This window comes from Alienimonas chondri (assembly GCF_013036045.1).
GTDB lineage: Bacteria > Planctomycetota > Planctomycetia > Planctomycetales > Planctomycetaceae > Alienimonas > Alienimonas chondri.
This window is the reverse complement of sequence record NZ_WTPX01000144.1, coordinates 1-11,503: the sequence shown is the minus strand read 5'-3', so window position 1 is coordinate 11,503 and position 11,503 is coordinate 1. Positions and strand designations below refer to the sequence as shown.

The 11,503-nt window shown below is 68.1% G+C and carries 10 protein-coding genes; 6 read left to right on the top strand and 4 right to left on the bottom strand.

Annotated features, from left to right (window positions below; translation table 11 throughout):
* Positions 1 to 18 precede the first annotated feature (18 nt).
* From LzC2_RS17245 to mog, 3 genes are all read left to right on the top strand, one after another.
* Entirely contained in the window at positions 19 to 2,178 is a 2,160-nt protein-coding gene (locus tag LzC2_RS17245; RefSeq protein ID WP_171189266.1) for a diguanylate cyclase, read from the top strand.
* A 95-nt stretch (positions 2,179 to 2,273) separates the two neighbouring features.
* Positions 2,274 to 3,101, top strand: a complete 828-nt coding sequence (locus tag LzC2_RS17240) for a citrate/2-methylcitrate synthase (RefSeq protein ID WP_171189265.1) — start codon at positions 2,274 to 2,276, stop codon at positions 3,099 to 3,101.
* Between the two features lie 137 nt (positions 3,102 to 3,238).
* Positions 3,239 to 3,730, top strand: a complete 492-nt coding sequence (gene mog / locus LzC2_RS17235; RefSeq protein ID WP_171189264.1) for a molybdopterin adenylyltransferase — start codon at positions 3,239 to 3,241, stop codon at positions 3,728 to 3,730.
* 147 nt (positions 3,731 to 3,877) lie between these two features.
* Here mog and LzC2_RS17230 read toward each other — a convergent pair whose 3' ends face one another.
* Positions 3,878 to 5,185 carry a hypothetical protein gene (locus tag LzC2_RS17230; RefSeq protein ID WP_171189263.1) on the bottom strand — a complete coding sequence of 436 codons (1,308 nt, stop codon included), beginning with the start codon at positions 5,183 to 5,185 and terminating at the stop codon, positions 3,878 to 3,880.
* A gap of 140 nt (positions 5,186 to 5,325) precedes the next feature.
* Here LzC2_RS17230 and LzC2_RS17225 point away from each other — a divergent pair, with 140 nt between their 5' ends.
* Together LzC2_RS17225 and LzC2_RS17220 are read left to right on the top strand one after the other, a co-directional pair.
* Positions 5,326 to 6,498: an isocitrate/isopropylmalate dehydrogenase family protein gene (locus tag LzC2_RS17225; protein WP_171189262.1), complete on the top strand. Its 1,173-nt coding sequence runs from the start codon at positions 5,326 to 5,328 to the stop codon at positions 6,496 to 6,498.
* A 123-nt stretch (positions 6,499 to 6,621) separates the two neighbouring features.
* On the top strand, positions 6,622 to 7,290 hold the full coding sequence (locus LzC2_RS17220; RefSeq protein WP_171189261.1) for a Uma2 family endonuclease: 669 nt from the start codon (positions 6,622 to 6,624) through the stop codon (positions 7,288 to 7,290).
* A 16-nt stretch (positions 7,291 to 7,306) separates the two neighbouring features.
* On the opposite strand, the gene LzC2_RS17215 is transcribed toward LzC2_RS17220, so the two are convergent.
* From LzC2_RS17215 to LzC2_RS17205, 3 genes are all read right to left on the bottom strand, one after another.
* Entirely contained in the window at positions 7,307 to 9,193 is a 1,887-nt protein-coding gene (locus LzC2_RS17215; protein WP_171189260.1) for a vWA domain-containing protein, read from the bottom strand.
* A gap of 78 nt (positions 9,194 to 9,271) precedes the next feature.
* On the bottom strand, positions 9,272 to 9,700 hold the full coding sequence (locus LzC2_RS17210; protein WP_171189259.1) for a TadE/TadG family type IV pilus assembly protein: 429 nt from the start codon (positions 9,698 to 9,700) through the stop codon (positions 9,272 to 9,274).
* 85 nt (positions 9,701 to 9,785) lie between these two features.
* The gene (locus tag LzC2_RS17205; RefSeq protein ID WP_171189258.1) at positions 9,786 to 10,292 is read right to left on the bottom strand and encodes a TadE/TadG family type IV pilus assembly protein; all 507 of its coding nucleotides are present in this window, start codon (positions 10,290 to 10,292) and stop codon (positions 9,786 to 9,788) included.
* A 360-nt stretch (positions 10,293 to 10,652) separates the two neighbouring features.
* Here LzC2_RS17205 and LzC2_RS17200 point away from each other — a divergent pair, with 360 nt between their 5' ends.
* Positions 10,653 to 11,474 (top strand): hypothetical protein, encoded by an 822-nt coding sequence (locus tag LzC2_RS17200; RefSeq protein WP_171189257.1) that lies wholly within the window; start codon positions 10,653 to 10,655, stop codon positions 11,472 to 11,474.
* The last annotated feature ends 29 nt before the right edge of the window (positions 11,475 to 11,503 follow it).

Genomic DNA, 11,503 nt, shown 5'->3' with positions numbered 1-11,503 from the left:
CCCTTGAAGGATTGAACGATGCCGTCCGTTAGCGATCCCCCGCCGCTTGCCCCGGAACTTGCGATTCAGAATCGCGGTCGCGCCGCCGCCGCCCCGCCGGAGCAGACCGCCCCGACGCGGCCGACGGATTCGCCCCGGTTGTTGATGGATCTGGTGGATTTGCGCCCGCCCGGCGGCACGCCCGCGGGGGCGCCGATCTCGGCGATCTGTCGGAACGCCCTGGTCGATGCGTTGCGGCACCGGGATCATCGCACGCTCACGCACTCTCATCGCGCAGCTTGGTTGGCCGGCGGGGTCGCCCGGGGGCTGGGCGTGGGCGGGTCGGCGTTGGCCGTGGTCGAAACCGCCGCCCTGCTGCACGACGTCGGCAAGATCGGCGTGCCGGACAACATCCTTTATAAGCCGGGTCCGCTCTGCGACGACGAGGCTGAATTGATGGATCTGCACCGCGGCGTGGGAGCCGCCGTGTTGCAGGCCTGCGGCGCCAGCGACGATCTGCTTCAGGTGATCGCCCGCATCGGCGACGAAAGCGACGAGGACTTCGATAGGGACCGCAGCGAGGTCCACGACCTGCCCGGCCGCATCGTCAGTCTGTGCGAAGCGTACGACTCGCTGCGCACCGCCCAACCGTATCGCGACGGCTTTCCGCACGAGGCCGCGTTGAAGGCGCTCTCCGGACGCGCCCAGCATCGGTATGACTCCACGATCCTCGACAACCTCAACCGCTGGGTGAAAACGCAGGGAGAGGCCTCGGCGCTGGACGAACTGCTCGCGCCCAAATCGCCGCCCGACCCCGCGGCGGCGCTGCGGGCGGTGCGGTTCTGCCACATCTTCGGTTATCTCTCCCTGCTGGAGACGCTGTACGAAGGGTTCTGCCTGCTGGACGCCGACCTGCGGTGCACCGTTTGGAGCTCCGGGTTGGAAGACCTGATGGGCCGCCGGGCGAGCGAATTGCGGGGCGAGATCCGCACCGGGCGTACGCTGGAGTTCGCCGCCCCGGACGGAACGCCCCTGCCGGATCGAGACCGCCCGCTGGATCGCGTCTTGAACACCGGCCGCCCGGTCGCCGAGACGGTGAAGGTTCGTCGGTCCGCCCGCATCCGCCGTCCCGGCGAATCGGACGAGACGTCCGAATGGGCGGACGTGGAGGTGCAGGTGTTCCCCCTGACCGACTCGCAGGGCGGGGTGCGGGGGGTGGCGGAGATCTATCGGAACTTAAACCGTCAGCAGCACCGCCCTCGGGAGTTCAAAGAGCTGCGCCGCGCCGCGACCCGCGACGCCCTCACCGGCGTGGCGAACCGCGGGGAGCTGGAATCCCGGTTGTCCCGCGCCCTGCGGGAAAGCAGCGAAGAGGGCCGCCCGTTGGCGGTGATGTTCCTGGACTTGGATAAGTTCAAAATGATCAACGACACGTGGGGCCACGGCGTCGGCGACGAAGTGCTCAAGCACCTCAGCACGCTCTTAAAAACGGAGTGTTACAGCGGCGAAACCGTCGGCCGCTACGGCGGGGAGGAGTTCGTCATCATTTGTCCCCAAACGGACCTGGAGGCCGCCGCCAAGCGGGCCGACCGCCTGCGGCGGGCGATCGCGGACACCAAAGTCAACGGCCGCACCCAGCCCCGCCCCACAGCCAGCTTCGGCGTCGCCGCCGCGGAGGAGGGCGACACCGTCGAATCGCTGGTTCAGCGGGCCGACGCCGGGTTATATCTCTCCAAGGAGACCGGCCGAAATAAAGTCACCGCGCTGACCGAGGCCCAGCGCCGCGACGCCGCCGACCCCGCCGCCGCGGAGAAGCGCGCCCGCGCCGCCGAGCCGAAGGGCAAGTTCCGTCTCGAATCGACGGTGCAGGCCTGCCTGGCGGCGTCGATGGTCGTGCACAAGCTGCGGGGGTTCCTGGAGGACCACGCCGCGAAGGTGCTGAGCGTCTCGGACTCCGAGGTCTGCTTCAAACTCGGCCATGCCGGCCTGACCGGCCGCTGGGGCCGCCGCCGCGAAGACTGCCCGGTGGAGGTGCATGTCAAGGTGGGCGCGGAACTCATCAAGACCCGCAGCGCCGCGATGCTGAACGACGTGACGATCACGATCGAACCCGTCGGCTGGGGCGTCAAACAGGCCGCGTGGGAGGAACGCAGCGGCCAGGTCGCGCGGGATTTGAAGGCGTATTTGGCGGTGGGATGAGCGACGGCGGAGAACGTCCGATCGTCGCCTCCGCTGGCGACGATCGCGACGGTTCGACAGACTGTGGACGTTCGTTCCCGGTCTGAACCGCTCCCATGTCCGTCGGCCTGTCCGCCCACCTGCACACGGCTCTCTGTCGGGGCGAAGACTCCGCGGACGTGCGTGGCTATCGCCTGTCGGAAGCCGCCAGCGGCGGCGCCTTCACGGACGTCGCCTACCTGCTGCTGCACGGGTCGCTGCCCGACCCGGACCACCTCGCGGACTTCCGCACGCTGCTGACCTGCGCCGCCGAGGTGCCGCCGATCATTCGGAACCTCACCGAGGAACTCCCCCTGCACGTCACGCCGGGGCAAACCCTCCGCACCGTGGTGAGCCTGCTGGGCGAATTCGACGCCCAGGCCGGCCAGACCAGTCCCTCGGCGCTGCGGACGCAGGCCGTGGACCTGATGGCCCGTCTGCCGCTGGTCTTCGCGGCGACGCGGTTCTTCAAAGGCGGCAAGCAGCCGGAGGCCAATGCGGAACTGTCGTTCTCCGCGGACCTCGTCCGCCTGCTGACCGGCAAGACGCCCACCGAAGCGGAGGAGGTCGCCTTCGAGGCGGACATGGTCCTCGCCGCCGACCCGGCCCCCAGCGCCGACGTGTTCGCCGCCCGATTGGCCGCGGCTCGCGGGGCGGACCTGTACGGCGTCGTCACCGCCGCCCTGTGCAACGGCGACGGCCCCCCCGGCGGCGGCGACACCATCACCGACCAGGAAGACGTCACCAGCGCCGTCGCCCGTTGCGTCGCCCGCGTGCCCGTCTGGACCGCCCATGCGCTGGAGCAGCTCAAAGAGCTGGAAGACGGCCCCCTCGGCCACGTCGACACCACCGTGACCTACGACCGCCCCACCGAACGGCTGTTCGAGCCGCTCAGCGAGCGGTGAGTTGAGCCTCTACTAGCCCGGAGCGCAAGCTCCGGCCCGCGAGCGCAGCGAGCGAGACCCGCATTCTCTTTTCATCCCTCACCGTCGGCTGTGCCGACGGCCGGAGCTTGCGCTCCGGGCTGGTAAAGCGAGATCTCATGCTTCACGTCGGCATCATCACCGTCTCCGACCGGGCGACCGCCGGCGTCTATGAAGACCGCGGCGGCCCCGCCGTGCGGGCGTTCTGCGAGGCGAATCTCGCCGAGCAGGAAGGCGGCTGGGAATCGCACGCCCGTATCGTGCCGGACGAACCGCCGTTGATCCGTGCGGCCGTGCTCGAACTGCTGGAGGCCGGCTGTCGCTTGATCATCGCCACCGGCGGCACCGGCCCGACGCACCGCGACGTGACCCCCGAGGCGATTCGCCCCCTGCTGGACAAGGAACTGCCCGGCTTCGCGGAGAAGATGCGGGCCGACGCCTGGGACGACGTGCCGACCGCGATCCTCGCCCGGCAGGCGTGCGGGGTGCGGGGGGATGCGCTCCTCCTGTCGCTGCCCGGCAGCCCCAAGGCGATCCCCCAATGTCTGGGCGCCGTGTGGGGGGCGATCCCGCACTGTCTGAAGCTGATCGCGGACAATCCGGCCGAGTGACGCCTCCGAGCCCCGACCGTCAGGGAGCGGGCCGCTCACCAGCTTCCGATGAATTCGCCCGCACACGCGTCGCTGGCGCATCCTTCGCGAATCGTTCGTGCCCGGGCGAGCGGCCCCTCCTGACGGTCGGGGCTCATAGACGAACCGTCAGCCCACAATCCCCGAGATATCCAGTTCATAAAGCTGCCGCCCGCCGTCGTGCGGGCTGTCGACGCAGACCGTGCGTCCGTCGCGGCTGACGCGGGGATGCGTGTCGCAGCGCCATTCGCCCTTGTACGCCGGCGGGCTGTGGAACGACGCGAGGTTCACCCGTTTGTCCGTCGGGACATGATAGAGATACACGGTTTGCAGGCGGTCCGAACCCTGCGGATAGGTGTCGTTGAGGATCCACTCGCCTGGGGCCCAGTTGGCGTTCGGCGGATCGGGCAGATAGGTGTTGTGCCCGTTGGCCGGCATCGCTTCGGCTCCCACGGCCGTCACTTCGTCCGTCCGGTCTTTAAACAGATAAAATCCCCACGGCTTGCCGGCGGGTTTGCTCCAGGCGCAAATATGGTCCGGGTCGCGCCAGATAAAGTGGCTGGTGTGCCCGCTGGGATCGAGGACGTACGGCTCGGAGCCGTCGGCGTTCACGGTGAACATCCGCGTTTGAAAGCCGCCCTTCCCGCCGTCCGGCCGCCAGCGGTGCAGCACGATAAACCGCTCCCCGTTCGGGCTATATAACAGGTGGTTAAAATAATGCTTCGCCCCGTCCATCGACGCCTGCCGCGGTTCGATCGCCGCGGCCTGGGCGATGCTGAAGATGAGTTCGCTCTCGCCGGTGTCGAGGTTTACGGAGCGCACGCCGCTTTCCTCGGGCACCAATTCGTCCGCGTGCGGGTCCGGCAGCCCGGCGTACCCGTAGCCGGGGCGAAGATCGTTGATACGGCGGAAGTCGGCGTTAAGCCCCGTCTTGCCGTCCGGGGCGACGGTATAAATCGGTTCGGGGATCGTCCGCATCCGCGGGCCGGTCTCGACGGGGTCGGTCGAAATTCCGTCGAGTCGGCAGACAAAGCGGTCGCCGTCGCGGTCGTTCCACAGCACTTCGGTCCCGTGCCCCGGTCGAAACTGCAGCATGCACCCCTGCTGCCAGCCGAACGCGGCGGACCGCCCCAGCGGTCGGTAGCCCCCGCCAGTGGTGCGGTCGACGAAGCCGACGCCGATCGAATCCTCCGCGGTCGGGCTGCGGCCTTCAAAATCGATTTCGTTCGAGAGAACGAGTGCGTCGTCCGGGCTGAACTGCAGCTTGTCGTAGTAGCCGAACCAGTGCTGCTTCGGCCCGTCGGTCAGTTTGCGGACCGGGACCGCGGCGTTCTTCACCCCCGTCTCCCCCCGCCCGATGCGCGGCAGCGCCAGCGAGGCGGCGCCGGCGAGCGAGCCGCCGACGAAGGAACGGCGGGAGAGCGGCGGGGCGAACATCAGGGGACTCCGGCGGACGCGGCGGGCGAGCGGCGGCGATGATCGACCGCGACCGCGGCGGTCGCAACGCGCGCCGGAGGGCGGTATCCTGCCCGCCTGCAAACCATCTGTTTCGTTCGCCCTTCCGCCTCGCAGCCCCGATGCACAAAGTTACGTTGATCCCCGGCGACGGGGTCGGTCCGGAGATCGCCCACGCCACCCGTCGCTGCGTCGACGCCGCCATCGAAGCCCACGGCGGCAAGATCGACTGGGACGAACAGGCCTGCGGCATCGAGGTCATCGAGGCCGAGGGCGGCGTGCCGGCTCGCGTGATGGACTCCGTCCGCGCCAACGGGGTCGCGCTCAAAGCCCCGATCACCACGCCGATCGGCAAAGGCTTCCGCAGCGTCAACGTCTACCTGCGGCAGGAGCTGGGCCTCTACGCCTGCATCCGCCCCTGCAAGCAATATAAGGGCGTGCGGACCTTCTACGAGCACGTCCCGGTCGACCTCGTCATCGTGCGGGAGAACACCGAAGACCTTTACGCCGGCGTCGAGTTCAAAGCGGGCGAACCGGCCTCCGCCGAGGTCATCAAGGCGATCAACGAACACGCCCCCGGTAAGAAGATCGGCACCCCGGTCGCGGAGACCGGCGTCAGCATCAAGCCGATCTCTCATCCCGGCACGCGGAACATCGCCCGCGCGGCGTTCAAATACGCCGCGGACAACGGCCGCAAGACGGTCACGTCCATCTGCAAGGCGAACATCATGAAGTTCACCGACGGCCTGTGGTACGACCGCACCCGGGCCGTGGCGCTGGCCTGCGGGGCGGAGTTTGAATGGGCCGAGGAGAAGGAAGGCGTCGAAGCCGACCCCGAAGTCACCGGCATCGACGCTTCCGGCGTGAAATATAACGAACGCCTGATCGACAATATGTGCATGCAGCTCGTGCAGAAGCCGGAGCTGTACGACGTGCTGCTGACCGAGAACCTGTACGGCGACATCCTCAGCGACCTGTGCGCCGGTCTCGTCGGCGGCCTGGGCGTGGCCCCGGGCGCCAACATCGGCCCGGACAGCGCGATCTTCGAAGCGACGCACGGCAGCGCCCCGAAGTACGCCGGTCAGAACAAGGTGAACCCGGTGGCGCTGATCCTCAGCGGCAAGATGATGCTGGCCCACCTCGGCGAGCACAAAGCCGCCGACGCTTTGGAAAACGCCGTCGCCCACGTCATCGCCGAAGGCAAGAACGTGACCTACGACCTCAAAGCCGACCGCAACGACCCCACCGCCGTCGGCACCAGCGAAATGGCCGACGCGATTATCGCGGCTCTTTGATGACCAGAGATGTCTGCGAGCGTCGTGAGAGACCTCGTTAGAACCGCGACCGTCAGGGAGCCGGCTCCCTGACGGTCGCGGTTCTTCGGTAAACTGGCAGTTCCCGTTCCGCGGAATCTCCCCATGCCTCAACTCGCCGAACCCCCGCCCCGCCCCGCCCCGCCTGCTCGCCGGACAGTGCTGCGCGGAGTCACGTGGGCGGAGTACGTCGCCCTGCGGGCCAAGCCGGAGAACGAGCACGTCAAGCTGACCTACGACGGCCCCGCCGGCGGGCTGCTGGAGATCGAGATGCCGAACGGCCCATTGCACGAGAACGTCAGTTGGTGGCTGGCGAACCTGATCTTGGCCTTTACGGAGGAACGTCGGATCCCCGTGCGAGGCGTCGGCAGCCTCACGCAGAGCCGGGAAGATCTTCAGCGGGGGTTGGAGTCAGACCTGTGCTACTACGTTTCGTCCCTGCCGAAGCTCGAGGGGCGGGACGCGGTCGACTTGGAAGCCGGCGATCCGCCGCCGGATTTGTGCGTCGAGGTCGATGTGACCAGTCCCGGCGTGCGCAAACTGCCGATTTACGCCGCCCTCGGCGTGCCGGAGGTGTGGGTCTGGGCGAACGACACGCTCACCGTGCACCGCCGCGGCGATGACGGGGCTTACGCCGTCTCCGGCAAGAGCGGCGAACTGCCCGGGTTCCCGATCGCAACGGCCGCGGCGCTCATCGCCCGCCGGGCGGAGGCGGAGCACTTCGCTCTCTTGGCGGAATGGCGAACCGCCGTCCGGCCCGACGAGAACCAGTAGGCCGTTCCGGGCCGGTTCACTCCGCGTCGCGGTCGATCATCAGGCGGGGCGGGGGGACGCGGGCGGCGATCTTGAGGAATGCCTCCATCAGCAGCGCCTCGTTCTCCGCCGCGGAGTTGCCGCCGGGGACGTTAATATGGATGCCGGCGCCGGCGTGGCCCATGGCGTTCATTAAATCGCTGTCGGCGTTTGCGCCCACGCTGAGGGTGTGCACCGTGGCGCCGGCGTGGATCGACTCGCGAGCGTGGTAGAAGGCGTACTGTTTATCGACGTCGTCGGTCGTGTAATCCGCGACGCCGTCGCCATCGAAGTCCGTCAGTTCGTTCCAGTCCCAGTCGCCCGGCAGGGAGAAGCCGGGGGGGCTGACGTTCGCGTTGCCGTCCGTCATCACCAGGATCGTCGGTTGGGCGCCATAGCGGCCGTGCTCCGCCAACATTCGCTGAGCCTCCTTAACGCCGTCGCCCAGACCGGTGGTGCTCCGATAATACCCCGCCTGCCGATGGCGCTGGATCGTATCGATCGCGGCGTAGTCCATGGTGATCGGGTCGCCGGTGATGTCTGCGACCAAGCCTTCCAGCGGGTCGTTCACGCTGGTTTCCCAGCGGGCGGTGGTGTCGTAACTGACCATCCCCAGGTGGTCGCCGTAACCCAAGACGCCGAGGTAGTCCGTCAGTTGCGTCACGCCCTCTTTCATCGCATGAAACGGCTGAGCCGGCGCCTTCCACAGCGGCGGCGTCGCCGAGTGGCTGGGGTGATAACCGAGGGTGTAGCTGACGAAGCCCAGCTTGCCGTATTGCATCAACTGACCGGCGTTATAAGCCGAGTTCGTGTTCTCCATGTACCAGAAGAAGTCGCTCCAGCTGCCGCTCGGGAACGGGTAGTCCACGCCGGATAGTCCCAGCGCCTCTTTGGTGGTCTCGGTATCGAAAACGATTCGTTCTCCGTACTGACCGAACCAGTTGACGTTATTCCAGGATTTCACCCGCACCTCAGAGACCCGGTAATGGTTCGTGCTGAAGGTGTGGGACTTCCCGACATGGTCGTAATTCTTCCACGTTCCGTTGCCGTCCCGCACCCACAACCGATCGATGTTCGACGTGCTGGTCACCGTGCCGCCCCAGGGGCCGGGCGTGAGCGTAACGTGGGGAATCCCGGAGCCGCTGTTCTGCGGAACGCCGCGCAGGGTGGCGCGCTCCGGTTCGTCCGGCAGCATCGCGTCGTCCAGGCCGAGGGCGTCGTAGATCTCCAACATGTTCTCCGTGACTTCGGCTTCGCCGAGGCGATCGAAGGCGGGGAACTCGCTGTCGTCGTTCATGGAAGCGGAATAATCTAGCACCAGCACCAGGTCGCGCGGCTCCGTATAAGCGATGCTGGAGACCCGGAAGGAGTGCCCCGTCATCCCGAAGATGCGGCTGAAGAACGCGGGCATTTGCCCGTCCGGGGCCGTGGTGTCCGGGTTCTCTTTGCGGGCCGCGACCTCGACCACGTTATACGGCGCCCCGCCCCACTGGATGCGATAGCGGCCCAGGTCGTTGTCGTAAACGCGTTTTCCCAGACGAATATCGATCTCCGAATCGACGAACGTCTCGTTCATCCCGGCGACTTTGACCGCCATGGCGCGGGCGCGTTCGGCCATCTCAGCGTCCAGCGCGCTCGGATCGTCGCCCTCGGCGACGACGTCCGCCAGTTCGTGCGCGGCGGCGAGCGCCGCGGCGTCCGTCGCGAACTGCATTCGCGCCCGGGTCAGGGCGATCAGCCCCAGATCCACCCCCAGCGCCACGAACCCCAGCACCGCGAACAGGCACACCACCGCCACCGGCGTGAAAACGCCCTTGCGCTCGCCAGTATCCTGACGCGCGGGCTGCGGGGGACGAACGCGGGCGGTCATCGTCGAAGGCTGCATGGCATCGTAGAGAGTCAGGGAGAGTCGGATCGAGTTTGCTTCGGAGTCCCACGGAGTCACGCGACTCCGCGGGCAAGGTCAGGGCGTGTGGCTGTCGCGGCCGGCGCGGAAGGTGAATCGAGCGTTCAACCGTTCGCCGAACCACAATCTGGAGAACGACCCGCCGGGCGTGGGCACGCTGGCCTCCATCGTGAATAGTTCTAGGCGGTTCCCGGACTGGCCCAACGCAAACGGCTCGCCGGCCGAATCGCCCTCAGCGTGGGTCATGGCGAATTGAATCTCGTCCCGCGGCGTGCCGCCGGCGGCGAGGAAGTTCTCAAAGTCCTCCGCCACTTTCTGGGCCGGGGTTTGATTGCCGGGCAGGCTTTCGTCCCAATCCATCGAGGCCAACCGTCCGGCCTCCCGCATCGCGGCGGAGAGCCGGTGCACCTGTTGAATGCAGGCGTTCATCTCCGCGCTGGCCACCACCAGGAAGATAAAGAACGGCGCGACCGCGGCGAACTCCACGAACGCGGCCCCGCGGCGCTCGTGATATCGGGGTTTTATGCCGGACGCGGGCGCCCGGCGTGTACGGCAAGCGGGGGAGCGAAGATTATTCATGACGATTCACCGCCTGCCCGTAGATCACCTTCGGTCCGCCGTCCGGCCCCTTGAGCAGAAACGGCGGGATCAAACTGACGTCCGCGTAGGTCACCTCGACCCGGACCACGAATAACTGCCGCGGGCGAGCGTCGGCGACTTCGATATCCGGCAGGGAGTCCACCGCGATCTCCGAGGGGTCGCCGCCGGAGTCGAACGCGGCGGCGTTTTTCACGTGCACCCGGATGTTCCCGTTCGGGACGGCGGCGCCGGCGGTCTCCCGGGCGAGCGTTTCCACCTCGGCGGTGGTTACGCCGTCCATCACCCCCATACGGCCGGCCTTCTCCGCGGCCGCCCGCATGGTGGCGGCGGTCATCGACGCGTGATTGATCTCCAGAATTGCCGCCAGAAACAGTCCGAACAGCGGCAGACAGACGGCGAACTCCGTCAACGCCGCCCCGCGCCGCGGCGCGGGACGGCGGCGGAAACTCGGGCGGCGGCGGGACGTTCGAGAGAACATGCGTTCGGAACGCTAGGTCGCACTGATCGACCGCGCCGGACGAACCCGGCGGCAGAACGAGACGACCGACGCGCAACCTCCACCCAGCCCGCACGACCGACACGACCCCTTGCGGAGCCGTGCGGGGTTTCCGCACAACAGGGGGTTCCGCACCTCCCGGCGTCGCTCGGCGTGCTCGGCAGTGCGAACCGATCAGCCCGCCGTCGCCGTCGCGACCGGCAGAGCGCCGGCTGGCAGACCGGGCGCCGACGGCGGTCGAGCAAGGCTTCCGCCCTCGACGAACGGCTTGTCAGCGGCGGGCTGGCCTGCGTACCGTGCGACTCACCCTCAACTGCCCCCGACGCGGGGGCCTGCGCCGCGATGGCGACTTCCCAACGAGAGAATCCCCGCCGGCAGAGCCGGATCGCCCGTGAGGCGGCCCGACTGCTCCGGGGAGGCGAACAGCCCGACCTGTCCGCGGCCCTGCAGAAGGCCGCCCGCCGCGTCTGCCGCGCGCGGCCCCGAATCGGCGAGATCCCCGATCCCCGGGCCGTCGTCGCCGAACTGACCCGACTCGACGATCAGGCCGAGCGATTCGACGCTGACGCAGCCCGAGCCGACGCAGCCCGAGCCGACGCAGCCCGAGCCGACGGTCACGACGACGACCGCTTCGCCGCCTACCGGACGCTGCTGGACGATCTGGCGGACGTGACGCTCGGTTCGCCCCGCCATCCGGAGGGCGACTGCCTCACCCACAGTTTGCAGGCGTACGTCTTCGCCACCCGGGAGACGGCGTGGGACGAGGAGTTCCTGCTCGCCGCCCTGCTGCACGACGTCGGCAAGGCGATCCATTATCGCGACCCGCTCCCCGCGACGCTGGAGGCGCTGGACGGGTTGGTCACCGCTCGCACGCGGTGGTTCGTGGAGCATTTGGAGGAGGGCCGACGCTGGATCGGCGGGAAGCTGTCGCCGCGAGCGTGGCGTCGATTGGCGGCCCACCCGGACGGGGAAGCGTTGAAGGCGCTGGCCCGCTGCGACGCCGCCGCCGTCCGTCGGGCGATGCGGGTGCCGCAGCTCGACGAAGCGCTGGAGCAACTCCGCGCCCTCTCCGACTGGACCGGGGACTGGGACGAACCGACCGACGGCCCGACCGCGGAGGAGGAATCCCTGTGGAGAACGGACGATCGCTGCGGTTGGGGCTAGAACGCCCCGCCGGCGTTCGCCCCCGGCCC

Bases quoted from the DNA above. Each gene is read 5' to 3' on its own strand.
- LzC2_RS17245 (WP_171189266.1), top strand. From the start codon at position 19: ATGCCGTCCGTTAGCGATCCCCCGCCGCTTGCCCCGGAACTTGCGATT.
- LzC2_RS17240 (WP_171189265.1), top strand. From the start codon at position 2,274: ATGTCCGTCGGCCTGTCCGCCCACCTGCACACGGCTCTCTGTCGGGGC.
- mog (WP_171189264.1), top strand. From the start codon at position 3,239: ATGCTTCACGTCGGCATCATCACCGTCTCCGACCGGGCGACCGCCGGC.
- LzC2_RS17230 (WP_171189263.1), bottom strand. From the start codon at position 5,185: ATGTTCGCCCCGCCGCTCTCCCGCCGTTCCTTCGTCGGCGGCTCGCTC.
- LzC2_RS17225 (WP_171189262.1), top strand. From the start codon at position 5,326: ATGCACAAAGTTACGTTGATCCCCGGCGACGGGGTCGGTCCGGAGATC.
- LzC2_RS17220 (WP_171189261.1), top strand. From the start codon at position 6,622: ATGCCTCAACTCGCCGAACCCCCGCCCCGCCCCGCCCCGCCTGCTCGC.
- LzC2_RS17215 (WP_171189260.1), bottom strand. From the start codon at position 9,193: ATGCAGCCTTCGACGATGACCGCCCGCGTTCGTCCCCCGCAGCCCGCG.
- LzC2_RS17205 (WP_171189258.1), bottom strand. From the start codon at position 10,292: ATGTTCTCTCGAACGTCCCGCCGCCGCCCGAGTTTCCGCCGCCGTCCC.
- LzC2_RS17200 (WP_171189257.1), top strand. From the start codon at position 10,653: ATGGCGACTTCCCAACGAGAGAATCCCCGCCGGCAGAGCCGGATCGCC.